Source organism: Halomicrococcus pelagicus (assembly GCF_050954125.1).
The window spans coordinates 75,766-90,038 of the sequence record NZ_JBPBWC010000012.1 but is presented as its reverse complement, the minus strand read 5'-3'; the positions used below and the strand labels follow the sequence as shown (position 1 = coordinate 90,038).

The 14,273-nt window shown below is 67.3% G+C and carries 14 protein-coding genes and 1 pseudogene; 8 read left to right on the top strand and 7 right to left on the bottom strand.

Annotation, left to right across the window (positions count from 1 at the left end):
- The first annotated feature begins 82 nt into the window (after window positions 1–82).
- A complete protein-coding gene (locus ACRYA2_RS18525) occupies window positions 83–772 on the top strand; it encodes a helix-turn-helix domain-containing protein (RefSeq protein ID WP_433631488.1) in 690 nt (229 codons plus the stop codon).
- On the opposite strand, the gene ACRYA2_RS18520 is transcribed toward ACRYA2_RS18525, so the two are convergent.
- Window positions 762–1,991 carry an MFS transporter gene (locus tag ACRYA2_RS18520; protein WP_433631485.1) on the bottom strand — a complete coding sequence of 410 codons (1,230 nt, stop codon included), beginning with the start codon at window positions 1,989–1,991 and terminating at the stop codon, window positions 762–764. The genes ACRYA2_RS18525 and ACRYA2_RS18520 overlap by 11 nt on opposite strands.
- A 112-nt stretch (window positions 1,992–2,103) precedes the next feature.
- Window positions 2,104–3,441, bottom strand: a complete 1,338-nt coding sequence (locus tag ACRYA2_RS18515; protein WP_433631482.1) for a tryptophanase — start codon at window positions 3,439–3,441, stop codon at window positions 2,104–2,106.
- 275 nt (window positions 3,442–3,716) lie between these two features.
- Here ACRYA2_RS18515 and ACRYA2_RS18510 point away from each other — a divergent pair, with 275 nt between their 5' ends.
- The 3 genes and pseudogenes from ACRYA2_RS18510 to fdhF all read left to right on the top strand — a co-directional run bounded on the left by ACRYA2_RS18510 (window position 3,717) and on the right by fdhF (window position 7,820).
- The gene (locus ACRYA2_RS18510; protein ID WP_433631479.1) at window positions 3,717–4,502 is read left to right on the top strand and encodes a YihY/virulence factor BrkB family protein; all 786 of its coding nucleotides are present in this window, start codon (window positions 3,717–3,719) and stop codon (window positions 4,500–4,502) included.
- Between the two features lie 167 nt (window positions 4,503–4,669).
- A complete protein-coding gene (locus ACRYA2_RS18505) occupies window positions 4,670–5,656 on the top strand; it encodes a succinylglutamate desuccinylase/aspartoacylase family protein (RefSeq protein WP_433631476.1) in 987 nt (328 codons plus the stop codon).
- A 108-nt stretch (window positions 5,657–5,764) separates the two neighbouring features.
- Window positions 5,765–7,820 (top strand): annotated as a pseudogene (gene fdhF, locus ACRYA2_RS18500) (formate dehydrogenase subunit alpha).
- Between the two features lie 27 nt (window positions 7,821–7,847).
- Here fdhF and ACRYA2_RS18495 read toward each other — a convergent pair.
- Both ACRYA2_RS18495 and ACRYA2_RS18490 read right to left on the bottom strand, forming a co-directional pair.
- Complete coding sequence (locus tag ACRYA2_RS18495) at window positions 7,848–8,111, bottom strand: DUF7521 family protein (protein WP_433631474.1); 264 nt, start codon at window positions 8,109–8,111, stop codon at window positions 7,848–7,850.
- A 1-nt stretch (window position 8,112) separates the two neighbouring features.
- Window positions 8,113–8,460 (bottom strand): helix-turn-helix domain-containing protein, encoded by a 348-nt coding sequence (locus ACRYA2_RS18490; RefSeq protein ID WP_433631471.1) that lies wholly within the window; start codon window positions 8,458–8,460, stop codon window positions 8,113–8,115.
- Between the two features lie 111 nt (window positions 8,461–8,571).
- On the opposite strand from ACRYA2_RS18490, the gene ACRYA2_RS18485 reads away from it, so the two are divergent.
- From ACRYA2_RS18485 to ACRYA2_RS18475, 3 genes are all read left to right on the top strand, one after another.
- Window positions 8,572–9,432: a DsbA family protein gene (locus ACRYA2_RS18485; RefSeq protein ID WP_433631469.1), complete on the top strand. Its 861-nt coding sequence runs from the start codon at window positions 8,572–8,574 to the stop codon at window positions 9,430–9,432.
- Entirely contained in the window at window positions 9,429–9,965 is a 537-nt protein-coding gene (locus ACRYA2_RS18480) for a hypothetical protein (protein WP_433631466.1), read from the top strand. Before ACRYA2_RS18485 ends, ACRYA2_RS18480 begins: the two co-directional genes overlap by 4 nt.
- A gap of 109 nt (window positions 9,966–10,074) precedes the next feature.
- Window positions 10,075–10,860 carry a DsbA family protein gene (locus ACRYA2_RS18475; RefSeq protein WP_433631463.1) on the top strand — a complete coding sequence of 262 codons (786 nt, stop codon included), beginning with the start codon at window positions 10,075–10,077 and terminating at the stop codon, window positions 10,858–10,860.
- A gap of 62 nt (window positions 10,861–10,922) precedes the next feature.
- Here the strand turns inward: ACRYA2_RS18475 and ACRYA2_RS18470 are convergent, their stop codons facing one another.
- Both ACRYA2_RS18470 and ACRYA2_RS18465 read right to left on the bottom strand, forming a co-directional pair.
- Window positions 10,923–11,645: an HAD family hydrolase gene (locus ACRYA2_RS18470; RefSeq protein WP_433631460.1), complete on the bottom strand. Its 723-nt coding sequence runs from the start codon at window positions 11,643–11,645 to the stop codon at window positions 10,923–10,925.
- Complete coding sequence (locus tag ACRYA2_RS18465; protein WP_433631458.1) at window positions 11,642–12,241, bottom strand: GNAT family N-acetyltransferase; 600 nt, start codon at window positions 12,239–12,241, stop codon at window positions 11,642–11,644. The genes ACRYA2_RS18470 and ACRYA2_RS18465 overlap by 4 nt, the downstream gene beginning before the upstream one ends.
- 110 nt (window positions 12,242–12,351) lie before the next feature.
- Here ACRYA2_RS18465 and ACRYA2_RS18460 point away from each other — a divergent pair, with 110 nt between their 5' ends.
- Complete coding sequence (locus ACRYA2_RS18460) at window positions 12,352–13,233, top strand: DUF7351 domain-containing protein (RefSeq protein ID WP_433631455.1); 882 nt, start codon at window positions 12,352–12,354, stop codon at window positions 13,231–13,233.
- A gap of 251 nt (window positions 13,234–13,484) precedes the next feature.
- On the opposite strand, the gene ACRYA2_RS18455 is transcribed toward ACRYA2_RS18460, so the two are convergent.
- On the bottom strand, window positions 13,485–14,273 hold the full coding sequence (locus ACRYA2_RS18455) for a hypothetical protein (RefSeq protein ID WP_433631452.1): 789 nt from the start codon (window positions 14,271–14,273) through the stop codon (window positions 13,485–13,487).

Here is a 14,273-nt window from a genome sequence, read left to right as displayed (position 1 = left end):
ACGATGCTCGCCCAGTGCGATGCCGATTTCCTAGCTTCTTCGTGAGTAAGCTTCAATTTCGTCCAATCCATATCCGGACTCGATGCGAGAAGTGACGCTTCGGGTGCGCCACCACGGCGAACCCGAGAGCGACCTCAGCGCCGACTATCCCGACCTGACTATCAAATCGGTGTCGTCGATGACGGGGAGCGCCGCCGAACGCAAACGTATCATCGAGATGTCGGGACCGGAACGGTCCATCGAGGGGTTCCTCGCGGACTTTTCTGCGACAGACGCCGTGCTCGACGCGTCGCCGCTGACCCCGCTCGACGTCTCCCGCGTGCTGGTCGCCATCACGTACGACAGCTACCGGTGGGACAGCATCTCGCAGCGACTCACAGACATGGGCGTCCACTACCGGACGGGCACGTCGATAACCGCCGGCTGGGAGCGGTGGACACTGTATCTCGACGACGGCGACGACCTGCACGAGATTATCGACTCGCTGGAGAGCGCCGGCAACGAGACCGACCTCGTCAGGGACGTCGAACTCGACGAGGTGAACGAGCGCGAGCAACTCGAACTGTCCCGTGTCGTCGACGAACTGACGCATCGACAGCAGGAGGTCCTGCGGACGGCCATCGACCTCGGTTACTACCGGCGCAAGGAGGACACGAGTATCGAGGACATCGCCGACGCCGTCGGTATCGCCTCCACCACGGCCTGGGAACACCTCGCGCGGGCCGAGGAGAAGGTGATGTCGGAGGTCGGCGGCCACCTCTTCAGTCCGTAGCGGGACCGCGGACCGACAGGACGACGCCGAGCGCCGACGCGACGGCGGCGAACCCTGCGAGCACTACGAACAGCGCCGCCGGCGAGGCGTACTGGAGGACGACGCCGGCGACGGCGGCGCCGAGCGCGCCGACGCCGAACACGCCGAGGTAGGTGAATCCGTACGACAGGCCGCGAGCGCCCGGCGGCGTGTACGTCGCGACAGTCGCCTGGTAGAGCGGCTGGACGACGAACAGGCAGAACCCGAGCACGAAACTGGCGGCGAGCAGCGGGCCCAGACCGGCGTCCATCGCGGGGACGAACGCCAGCGCGACGACCACCAGCGCGCCGAACGCGACGGCGATGCCGCGAGCGTTCTCGACCCTGTCGGTCAGCTTGCCGCCGACGTACTGACCCGCCATCCCGACCGTCAGCAGTCCGGCGTAGAGGTAGCGGGCGGGTTCCAGCGACTTGCCCGCCACCTCGACCGGCGCGAACAGCGCGAGCCCGGAGAGCAGGTCCGGGAGGAACGTCAGCACGCCGCGGTAGTACAGCCCGGACATCATGACGACGATGAAGACGACGACGAACCAGCCCGAGAACAGGGTTCGCGAGTCGGCGAACAGTTCCGACATCGAGGAGACGCCGCCGTCGGCGCGGGCGTCGGCCTCGCCCTCGCTCACCGCCGCCGCCTCGTCCACGTTCACGCGGAGCGCGACCAGGGCGGCGACGAACGCCGGGAGCGCGAGCACGACGACGACGGTCTGCCAGTCGAACGCGAGCAACAGCAGCGTCGTCACCAGTGGGCCGACCGCGATGCCGAAGTTGCCGGCCATGCCGTGGTAGGCGAACGCGCTTCCCTGTTCGGTGACGCCCTTGCTCAGCAGCGCCAGCCCCGACGGGTGGTAGACGCTGGCTGCGACGCCCCAGAGGAGCAACGCGAACGTGACTATCCACAGTGACGAGGCGACGCCGAGCAGCGCGAACGCGCCACCCATCCCGAGCAGACAGCCGGCGATGAGCCGCCGGGAGCCGTACGCGTCCGCGAGGACGCCGCCCGGAAGCGCGCCGATGCCGAACAGGGCGTACCCGGCCGAGATGACCACCCCGATGGCCGCGCGGGTCGTCCCGAACTCGGACAGCCAGACGGGAACGAGAATCGGAATCGAGAGCTCGAACGTGTGGACCATCGCGTGCGCGAGCATGACGAGCCCCACGATGGCACGGTCGTTGTCGTTCATCTCTACTTCGTTGTGTAGATTCGTGGGAGACGATGCCTTAAATCGCTACCCCAATGGGGCCGGGGTCGCCGGCTCGCGTCGGCGTTCGTCGCGTCACGGCGACCGAACTCGGTCACTCGACGGGCCGCAGTTCGGCGCTGAAGTGACGGAGTTCGGCCATCTCGGGCTCGTCTATGACCTCCAGGCCCGACACCTCCCCGCGCCTCTCCGCGACGTCCGCGAAGGTCTCAGCGACGTGTTCGAGGTGGTCCCGGAAGTACGTTCGCCGGGGGAGACAGAGCCGCACGAGCTGCGGTCGGTTCTCGCCGGGGAACGCGAACTCGCCGAGTTCGACGCCGCGCACGCCGCCCTCGCGGTAGAGTTCGCAGACCAGCGCCTGGCCGGGGAACCGCTCGCGCGGAATCGACGGCAGGAACTCCTCGGCGTCGACGTACACCGCGTGCCCGCCGGTCGGCGTGCGGACGGGGGCGCCGACCTCCTGGAGGAGTTCGCCGAGTTCCGCGACCTGCTCGACGCGCGACTCGACGTACGCCTCCTCGACCGCCTCGCGCAGTCCGACCGCCATCGCTTCGAGATCGCGGCCGGCCATCCCGCCGTAGGTGGTGAACCCCTCGTAGAGGATTCCGCGCTGGCGGGTCCGCTCGTACAGTTCGTCGTCGTCCTCGCGCACGCCGACGAAGCCGCCGACGTTCGCGAGCCCGTCTTTCTTCCCGCTCATGACGACGGCGTCGGCGTACGAGAGTTGTTCGCGGGCGACGTCGGCGACGCTCTCGCCGTCGAACTCGAGTTCGCGCTGCCGTACGAAGTAGGCGTTCTCGGCGAATCGGCAGGCGTCGACGACGAGTCTGGCGTCGAGTTCGTCGGCCACTTCCCGCGCGGCCCGGACGTTCTCGACGCTCACGGGCTGGCCGGCCATCGAGTTGTTCGTGATGGTGACGACGACGGCGGGAATCCGCTCCGCGCCCACCTCGTCGGCGAGGTCCCGCACCGCCGCGACGTCGAGGTTCCCCTGGAACGGGTCGCCCGCCTCGCTCTCGACCGGGCAGTCGACCGGCTCTCCGCCGCTGTTGACGACGTGCGCTCGCGTCGTGTCGAAGTGGGTGTTGTTCGGGACGTAGTCGCCCTCCGAGATTATCGTGCCGTAGAGAACGTTCTCCGCGCCGCGACCCTGGTGGGCGGGGACGATGCGCTCGAACCCCATCACGTCCGCGACGGCGGACTGGAGGCGCCGGAAACTCTCGCTCCCGGCGTACGCCTCATCGCCGCGCATCAGCGCCGCCCACTGCTCGTCGCTCATCGTCCCCGTCCCGCTGTCGGTCAGCAGGTCGACGAACACCGCGTCGGCGTCGAGATTGAAGACGTTGTACCCTGCCTCCCGGAGATGCCGGTTGCGCGCTTCCCGGTCGGGAAGGCTGATCCGCTCGACCGCCTTCGCCTTGTACGCTCGCATATCTTCACGGTGGCACGACGGCGGCTTAACGCTGCTGTGGCCGAAACGGCGGACGGACGGTCGCTTTCGGCTCTCGATGACCGACTCTGGTCACCGATGCCGCGTCGGTGGAGGGTGTCGCCCCGACGTTCGCGGCGGGCGATGGAAGTCGCGTTCGACGGTCCGGTCTCCGTTCGGTCGGGAGCCGTCGAGACGGGGCGGTAGTGGGCGCTTACCGAGACGTCGCCGACGGGACCGTCTCGCACTCTTTTGTCCGTCGACGCCGAACACCCGTCGTGATTTCGGTCGCCTCGGCCCGGCGCGTCGGTGCCACGTTCAGGGAGATCGTCATCACGGTCCGGGACAATCGAATCTCCTTTCTGGCGGCCAGTTTCGCGTACTACGCGTTCGTCTCCATCCTCCCTATTCTCCTCCTGACGTTCATCCTCGTCTCGACGCTTCGCGGCGAAGAACTCGCGCGGTTGGTCCTTCGACGGGTGACCACGCTCACACCGACCGGGAGCGACATCATCCGGGACGCGCTCACGGGTTCCACCGGGCGACTCGAACTGTCTGTCATCAGCTTTCTCGCGCTGGTGTGGAGCGCGGTGAAGGTCTTCCGGAGCCTCGACTACGCGTTCTCCCGCATCTACGACGCCACGAACGACCCGTCGCTCGTCGAGCAACTGCGGGACGGTGTCGTCGTGTTCGCCGCGATGACGGTCGCGGCGGTGCTGCTGGTGGTCGTCAGCGTCCCGACGGAGTTTCTCTCGGCGTGGCTCCCGTTGGGTGGCTTTCTCGACCAGGTCGAACTGTTCGTCGGCCTCCTGCTGGCGTTCTTTCCCCTGTACTACCTTCTGCCACCGGTCCGGGTATCGGTGCTGGAGGCGCTTCCCGGGACGGTCGTCGCCGCCGGCGGCTGGCTCGTACTCCAGGTCGTGTTCGGCGTCTACGCGGAGCACGCGACCCGGTACGCCACCTACGGCGCGCTCGGTGGGGTCCTCCTCTTCGTCGTCTGGCTCTACGTTGCCGGCCTCCTGTTGCTCGTCGGCGCCAGCGTCAACGCCGTCCTCTCGCGGTAGTCGGTCCGGAGGCTCGGCCCAAACAGCGGAAACGACGGTGTCGACCGGACTACGTCCGTCGACGCCGAGGACGCCTCGTCGTCCGGTTCTCCAGGACGGGTCCGTCGTTCGAACGTTCCGCCTCGACCGGGCAAACGGTCAATGTCTCGTCCGTCGACGGTACACCCATGACGGAGCCGTTCACCTTCGAGGGGGGAACCGTCGAACGGGGCGAGACGCGCCACGTTCGCTTTCCGACGAGCGAGAGCTACCTCGGCGACCCGGTCCGCGTGCCGGTGACCGTCATCAACGGTGCCGACGATGGACCGACCGTCTTCCTCGCGGCCGCCCTGCACGGCGACGAACTCAACGGCATCGAGGTCGTCCGCGAGGTCGCCAACCAGTGGAACCACGCCGGAATCCGCGGGACCCTCGTCTGCCTGCCCGTGCTGAACGTCCCCGGTTTCATCGCCCAGGAACGCTACCTGCCCGGGTACGACCGCGACCTCAACCGCGCCTTTCCCGGCGACCCCGAGGGAACCAACGACCGCCGCATCGCCTACCGAATCTACGAGAACTTCGTCGCGCCCTGCGACTTCGGCATCGACTTCCACACGTCGACGCGCGGCCGGACGAACGTCCTCCACGTCCGCGCGGACATGGACGACCCCGACGTCGCTCGACTCGCCAACGCCTTCGGGACGCACCTCGTCATCTCCTCGTCCGGTTCCTCGGGGATGCTCCGGCGGGACGCGACCGAGGACGGCATCCCGACCGTCACCGTCGAGATGGGCGAGGCCCACCGCTTCGAGCGCGGCCTCATCGACGCCGCGCTCGACGGGGTCCGGAGCGTGTTCGCCGAGTTCGGGGTCGACAGGCAGGAACTCGTCCGCTGGCCCGGGTGGCGGACCGTCGTCGACGAGGCCGACACGACCTGGGTTCGCTCGGACGAGGGCGGCATCGTCGACATGCACCACGAACGCGGCGCGCTCGTCCGGGAGGGGGAGGTCGTCTGCACCGTCGGCGACCCGTTCGAGCGCGAGAGCGTCGAGGTGACCGCGCCGTTCACCGGCGTTCTCGCGGGCGTGCTGGAGAACCCCGTCGTGTATCCCGGCAATCCGCTCTGCCACCTGGTCGCCGTCGACGAGCAGGTCCAGCGCTGCATCGAGTCGTGAAGTCGGCGCACGCGTCCCGCGCCGGTCGACGGACGGCGTTCGGGGTTTTGCGAGGTGCTCGACGGCCTGGCCGTTAGAACGAAGCTATCGGTCGTCGGTACTGTCGCCATGGCCGATTCTCCGGAGCGAACGTTCGAACCGCGGCCGAGCGTCTGCCCGTTCTGCGGCGTCGGGTGCGGAATCGAGTACGCTCCGAAGTCCGGGAAGGCGACGGGGTGGAAGGCGCCGGTGAACGAGCGGGGGGGAGATCTGTCCGAAGGGTGCCGCCGCGTTCGACGTCGTCGACCACGAAGACCGACTCACCGAACCGCTCGTCCGCGAGAACGGTCGGCTCGTCACCGCGTCGTGGGACGAGGCGTTCGCTCGAATCACCGACGCGTTCGGCGGAATCGTCGAGGAAGACGGTGCCGACGCGCTCGCGTTCTTCGCGTCGTCGAACTGTACGAACGAGGAGAACTACCTCCTCCAGAAGGTCGCTCGCGTGCTCGGGACCAACAACGTCGACAACTGTGCGCGACTGTGTCACTCCTCGACCGTCGCGGCGATGCAGGACCGGTTCGGTGCCGGCGCGATGACGAACACCCTCGACGACCTCGCCGACGCCGACGTGTTCCTCGTCACGGGTGCCAACCCCGCCGAGCAACATCCGATAATCTTCCGGTCGTACCTGCTACCCGCCATCCGGGACGGAACGGAACTCGTCCACGTCGACCCGCGGACGAACGACACCACCGGGACCGCGACGCTCCACCTCCCGGTTCGTCCGGGGTTCGACATCCCGCTGCTCAACGCGATGGCCAGGGTAATCGTCGACGAGGGACTGGTCGACGAGGCGTTCCTCGACGACCGGGTGACGGACTTCGAGACGTTCCGGGAGTTCCTCGAAAGCGTCGACGTCGGCGAGAACGCCGCCCTCGCGGGCGTCGACGAGGGCGACCTCCGAACGGCCGCTCGGCTGTACGGCGAGGCCGACCGGGCGGCCGTCTTCACCGGGATGGGGATGAGCCAGCACCACTGCGGCACCGACAACGTCCACGCGCTGTTGAACCTCGCGCTCCTGACGGGGAACGTCGGCGAGCGCGGCACCGGCGTGAACCCGCTTCGCGGACAGAACAACGTGCAGGGTGCCGGCGACGTCGGCGCGCTCCCCGACGTGTTACCGGGGTACCGGTCGGTTCTCGACGGCGACGCGCGGCGGCGCGTCGCCGAGGAGTGGGGAACCGAACCGCCGTCGACGCCCGGGTTGACCGAGGTCGAACTGACCCACCGATTCGGCGAGACGGTCCGCGGGGCGTACGTCTTCGGCGAGAATCCGGTCGTCACGGAGCCGAACGCGAATCGCGTCGCAGACGCCTTCGAGGCGATCGAGTTCCTCGTCGTCCACGACCTCTTTCGCACGGAGACCGCGGAGTACGCTGACGTCGTCCTCCCCGGAAGCTCGTGGGCCGAGAAGGCGGGGACAGTGACGAACACCGACCGCCAGGTGATGCGAATGCGACCCAACGCCGACCTGCCGGGCGACGCCCGTCGCGACCTCGCCGTCGTCAGCGAACTGGGCGCGAGACTCACCGACGCCGCGTTCGACTACGAGGGCCCGGCGGCGGTCTTCGAGGAACTCACGCGGGTATCGCCTATCTACGCCGGGATGAGCTACGACGCCATCGGCACGACTAGCCTCCGATGGCCCTATCCCGAGGGGGCTTCGTCGGGCGTCGACGTCCCCCACGCGGACGAGTTCGAGTCCGGCGACGACACCGCGGCGCTGGTTCCGGTCGAGCACGTCGACCCGGTCGACCCCGTGGCCGACGACGAACTCGTCCTCACGACCGGCAGGGTGCTCCAGCATTTCAACAGCGGTGCCGTCACCCGCCGTTCGGGGACGCTGATGCGCATGCGCGGCGAGGACGTCCTCCAGATACACCCGGACGACGCGGCCGAGTGCGACGTCGACGACGGCGAGGTGGTCCGCGTCGAGAACGACCGCGGCGACGTGACCGTCCGGGCAGAGGTCACCCCCGCCGTCCGCCGGGGTACGGTGTTCGCGACGTTCCACTACGCCGACCCCCTGGTGAACGTCCTGACGCCGGACGAACTCGACCCCGTCGCGAACATTCCGGAGTACAAGCACGCCGCAGTCCGGGTCACGGTGTCCCCGGACGGGTGACGAACGCCGACGACCGCGAGAAGAGCGTCAGCCGTACAGCGAGTAGAGGACGAACCCCATGCCGACGGCGACCAGCACCGTCTGGGCCGCTCCGAACGCCGCGGACGAGATGCCCAGCGTCTGGATGAGCGAACAGCCCATCGTCCCGCCCGCGGTGAGGAAGACGAACCCGACCGCCACGAACAGCATGGGCTCGCTGTGGTTGCGCCGGTAGCCCCGAAAGCCCTGGTAGGCGATGAGGAGTCCGAGTGCCATCACGAGCAGCTTTCCCGCGAGCAGTTCCATCCGCATCTCAATCACCTCGCATGTCTTCCCAGACCTGGGTGAACTGGTCGGCGACGTCGCGCGCGCTGACCTCCACTTCGAGGTCGCCGTCGACGATGTCTATCTCGACGCGCTCGACGGTGGCCTCGTACACCGCGCGGTGATTCCCGTCGGGGTCCGGACGAGTCCGTTTCTCGACCATGTCGGACGCTTCGAGGTCGTTCAACCGGCGGTAGATGGTCGGGAGCGACGCGTCACATTCGGTGCTGAGAGTCTGGGCTGACATCGGTCGTTCGCTCGTTTTCGTGAGGATGTCGCGCGCGTACTCGTCGTCCAGCAACGCGAAGAGTTCCGCTGGACTCGGCTCCCCACTCACGTACTGATTACCGAACCTCGGCTTTTAAAACGTGCCGAACGACTTCCGACCCTGAAAACGAGCGAGTGCGCTTTCAGTCAGGGGGCGTTCGGTCCGAGACGAGCACTCATCATGTTCGACAGCGAGACGAGCAATCGACGCGCGTTCCTCGGGGTCGCAGCGGGGTCGGTCGCCGGGATGGCGGGCTGTACGAGCGCCCTCCAGGGCTCCGACGGGGGACCCACGACGAGCGAGTCCGGGACGACCGGCGAACCTGGGACGAGCGCGGCGTCGACTGCGACGGGGACGAAAACTCCCTCCGGGACGGATTCCGCCACGTCGAGCACGCGAGGCAGCGGCGGCGACTCGCGGGACCCGGAGACGCTGGTCTACGCCTCGGACGAGACGACGAGCTACGGCGTCGACCTCGCGGGCAATCCCGTGATGGGGTCGCCCGACGCGCCCGTCGACCTCTACTACTGGAGCGACTACCAGTGTCCGTTCTGCAAGAAGTTCGAACAGGACACGTTCCCTAAACTCCTCGAAAAACAGATCCGACCGGGGAACGTACGGCTCGTCATCCTCGAATATCCCAATATCGGTCAGGCGTCCGAGACGGCGGCTCGAATGTCAAAGTGCGTCTGGCGGCAGGTCCGCGAGGACGACCCGATGGCGTTCAAGCGGTGGCACGCGACGATGTTCGACGAGCAGAAGAAGCCGAACTCCGGGTGGGCGAAGACGCAGAACCTCCTCGACATCACCGCGAGCGTGAATGGCGTGGACGCCAGCACGGTCGAGTCCTGCCTGAAGAACGACGCGCAGGCGGTGAAGGCGAGCGTCGACGAGGACGAGCGAGCGGGCGACTCCAAGGGCGTCCAGGCGACGCCGACGTTCATCTTCGACGACCCGACGTCGAACGACCTGGCGCCCATGATAGAGGGCGCACAGCCGTACCCCCGCTTCGAAGCGGTGATCCAGAGGGCGAAATCATGACCGGACAGGCACGAGTTCGCCGCTGGGGGAGCGACCTGGTGGACGCGCTCACGTACCCGACGACCTCCGTCCCGCGCATCGTCGGGGGCGTCGTCGTCGCGGTCCTGACGTACGTCCTCCTCATCCTCTCGACGTTCCCCGGGATGTCGATGCAGATGCTCGGTGCCGGCCTCAAGTGGTTCGACGACACGCTCGTCCTGCTGACGGAGAACGTGCTGGCGACGAACGGCTGGTTCGGGCTCGCACTCATCCTGTCGTACGCGGTGCTGACTGGCGTCGCCGTCGTCAACGCCGCGGCGCAGGTGAGCCTGACCGGCGTGTCCGGTCTCTCGGACCTGACGGGCGTCCTGCCGGGGCTCGTCGCTTCGGGCTGTGCGAGCTGTGGCGCTGGACTGCTCGGATTTCTCGGGTTCGCGGGCGCGCTGGCCGCGATGCCGTTCCACGGCGACCTGCTCCGCGTCGGCGGCATCCTCCTCCTGGTCGGCTTCCTCGCCCGCGCCGGCGACCCGCGAACGTGCCGCATCGACGCGTAACGTCCCTGCTGACGCCCCTCCCCGTTTAAACGCCCCCGGCGACTTCCAACCCTGAAAACGAGCGAGGCGAATATACGTCCCGAGTTCCTCCTCCGACACGACGATTGCCATGTACGACAGCGACGAATCGAGCAGTCGACGCGCGTTGCTCGGGACGGCGGCGGGGTCGCTCGCCGCGCTGGCTGGATGCACGAGCGCGCTCCCGTCGATGGGCGGGAGTTCGAATGACGGGGGCGACACGCCCAGTGGTTCCGACTCGAACGACGGAGCCTCGTCCGGGACGTCGCTGCTGTACGCCAGCGACGAGACGACGAAGTTCGACGTCGACCTCGAAGGCAACCCCCTGATGGGGTCGGCTGACGCGCCGCTCGACGTCTACTACTGGACCGACTACCAGTGCCCGTTCTGCAAGAAGTTCGAACAGAACACCCTCCCGAAACTCGTCGACGACTACATCGAGCCAGGGAAGCTCCGGATGGTCGTGATGGAGAACCCCTACATCGGTCAGGCGTCCGAGACGGCGGCTCGAATGTCAAAGTGCGTCTGGCGGACGGTACGGGACGAGAACCCCGACGCGTTCAAGCGGTGGCACGCGACGATATTCGACGAGCAGGGCAAGGAGAACTCCGGGTGGGCGAAAGAGAAGAACCTGCTCGAGATAACGCGCGGCGTCTCCGGCGTCGACGCCGGGGCGGTCGAATCCTGCATGAACGAGGAGACGAAGGCGGTGAAAGCGAGCGTCGACGCCGACGTTCAGGCGGCCAAGAGCAACGACATCCGGGGGACGCCCGCCTTCATCTTCTTCGACCGGGAGTCGGAGAAGGCCGGCAAAATCGTCGGTGCACAGCCGTACTCGCTGTTCGAGAAGGCCATTCGGAAGGTCGACAACGCGTGAGGACGAGAGCCAGAGACGAGGCGGTTTCGAGACCGTTGCCCGCAGGACGACGCGTCGGTACGCTACTTCGAGAGAACGCTCGGTAGATCGGCCAGCGACGAGAGGACGTACGTCGGCTCCGGGTCGCTCGACGCCCGCATTCGATTCCCGTAGGGAATCCAAGCGGAGTCGATGCCGAGGTCGTTCGCGCTCGTGACGTCCTTCGCGAGCGAGTCACCGACCTTCAGCGTCCGGCTCGGTTTCGAGTCGAGCCGTTTCAACGCGCGCTCAAGCGGGTCTACGGCCGGCTTGACGCGTGCGACGTCGCTCCCGAACACTACGGTGTCGAATCGGTCCTCGATACCGACGGCTTCGAGTTTGGTCGCGTGCGTGCGCTCCGGGCCGTTCGTCACGAGGGCGGACTCGTAGTCCTCCGCTGCCGCGAGCGCCGTGTCCGCCCCGGGTCGGAGCGACACGGCACCGTTGTCGAGCGCGTCGTCGTACGCGTTCGCGAACTCCGTCGAATCGATAGCGACGCCAGCCGCCGCCGCGGCGGTCTCGAACACCCGCCGGTCGAAGGTCTCGGCGTCGACCCCCGTGGACTGTCTCCCGACCAGCCTCGTCGCGAGGTCGAGCGCCTCCGGCCCGCAAAACGGCTCGATTCCACAGGCGACGCAAGCGGCCTCGAACACGTCCGCGAACGATTGGTCGTGCTCGACGAGCGTTCGGTCCAGGTCGAAGATGAGCTTCTCGTACGACCGCTCCCCGCTCTCGACCTGCGCCGGTTCGTCGCTCGCGGTGATCATCGCGTCCCCTCCTCGTCGCGCCACTCGTCTTCGAGCAGCCCGTACCGTTCCCTCCCGCGATACTCGCCGCCTGCGAAGCGACACTCCCTGGCCGTTCCTTCGTGGACGAAGCCCAGTCGGTCGAGCAGCCGCCGAGAGGGTTCGTTCTCGGTGAACGCTTCGGCCTCGATGCGATGGAGTCCGAGACGCTCGAACGCGTGGTCGACGACCAGCGAGACGGCCTCCGTCGCGTACCCTTCGCCGCGGTACTCGTCGAAGAGCCAGTAACTGAGCGTCCCGGCGACGCGGTCGACGTCGAAGAGGTTGACCGCACCTGCTATCTCGACGTTCTCCTCACCGTCTCCGTCCGGCCGTCGTCCGTCTCCAGGAGCGTCGTCCCCGTCGAGACAGACGAGAAGGTTGGTACTCGAGTCGTCGGTCGCCGTGGAGGCGACGAACTCCTCGACGCGACTCTCCGGCCACGGAGCGTCGAATCCGAGCGTGCGGCGGAACTCGGGGTCGTTTCTCACGTGGCCGAGGACCGTCCGGTCGGGGTCGTCCTGTTCGACGACTCTGAGGTCGACGCGCTCTCCTTCGAGGAACACGTGTCCTGGCATGGTCTTTCGTACGACGCGTTCGGGCGGAAATCGCCATAACGATTCGGAGAAATTTCGTTCCCCATCGGGACAATCAGAACGCCTTACTCGGGAGAACCGGAAGTGGTCGTATGACTCGTCGGGATTCCGGCAGAAGCGACCCGGACGCTGATACGATATCGGAGGTCGGCCACGAGTCGTTCGGTACTCTCGCGAACGGCACCCGACTCGAAATCCTGGACGCCCTCGCCACGGCCGACTCCCCGCTCTCGTACGCGGACCTGTTCGAACGGTCGTCCGCCGACGACCGCGGACGCTTCAACTATCACCTTAGACAGCTCCGCGACGGCCACGTCCGGAAGACAGACCAGGGGTACGACCTCACCCAGAGCGGCGTGTGGGCGACCAACATCCTCACCGCCAGCGTGCTCCAGCAGGGAGGCGAACGCCCGTTCCGCGAAATCGATTCTACCTGCGGGAACTGTGCGTCGTCGCCCGTGGAAATCGGCTACCGCGATGGCGAGGGAATCGTCCGCTGTCGGGAGTGTGACCGCTGGCTCACCCGATTCGATTTCCCGCCCGGTGCCGTGCGGAATCTCTCGCTCGAGGACTTCGTCGAAGCGTTCGCACAGCGGACGCGCCGGTACATTGGCCTCGCAGACGCCGGCGTCTGTCCGTTCTGTTCTCACCGGATGACGTCGGTGCTGCGTCCCGGGTCGGCGACCCGTTCGGACAGCCTCCCGGTCGCGTTCGACTGCTCGGGGTGTTCTGCTGAGCTACGTGCTCCGCTCGGACTCGTGCTGTCGAACCGCCCGCGCATCTCGGCGACGCTCTTCGAACGCGGAATCGACCTCGAGGAGACGCCCTTCTGGGAACACGGATGGTGTACGTTCTCGGCCCCGACGGTCTCCCGGACCGACCCGCTCCTCGTCACCCTCGAAATACCGGCCGACGACGAAGACTGGACGGTGTTGGTGGACGAGAACGTAGACGTCCGCGAACTCAACTGCTGAACTCGGCTTCTCCGGACCGGACGGCCCGGCTCCGAACCGCTGACCTCACTTCCCGAGGAAAGAATATCGCGGTATGCCGTTTACGAGGTTTGGCAGCTCGTCTCGGGCCTCGTCCGAACGTCTAACGTCGCGTCGATGTCACCGGACGTCGCGGTGCGAACCGGTCCGACGTCGACGCGGAGGACGGAGTCAGTTTCGGCGGGGAGGTCACAGGTACGTTCTCCAGTTTCTCCGGACTGACGCCGGGCCCCTCAACCGCCGTCAACGAACTCGGCGATTCTCCCCCCGTCGTCGCCTTTCACCTTGAACGTCGCCGTCTCGCCGACGCGCGCCCGGTCGAACTGCGGCCGTTCGGTCTCGTAGAGACGCTTCCCGGGGCTGCCGTGAGCGACGACGAATCGGTACACCAGCGCGTCGAACGTCTTCAGCAGGCGCTTGGCCGTCCGCCGTCCAACCGTACGTCCGGACAGCCCCGACCGGTTCGTCGAGACGCCCTCACGGGTCACGGTCAGCAACCGCTTTTCCGTCGGCTTCCGGTCGTCGGGGTTCCGTCTCCCCAGGAGGCGCTTCTCGACGATTCGGCCGGAGCGGACTATCTCGCTCGGCGCGAGCAGGTTCGGCCGGTCGACGAGCCCGATCTGGAACCCAATGCCGTCTCCGGCCATCACCTGGTTGAACGTGCTTCGAGTGGCGCGATAGGACATCGTCTCCCCGGAATCCACGCCGTCGACGTAGTTCTCGTTCCGGTGACGCACCGTCACGCGACAACCGACGTCGTCGTGGCGCTCTCGTATCTCGCCGGCGAGTTTCTCCGTGATCGTCGTGTTGCCGGCCATCGGCTCGCGAGGGAACCGCTCGCGGAGCAGCCGCGTCCGGGGGTCGATTCCCGACCTCGTCACGGCCAGCAACGTCCCGTCCTCCGCGACGATTCGCTTGCGGGCGACGGTACCCCGGAGCGGCGGCAGCGGGTGGCCGACGCACCCGGCGCTTGAGCCGACGACGCCGGCCGCGAGCGCACCCAGCAGGGACCTGCGTCGCAT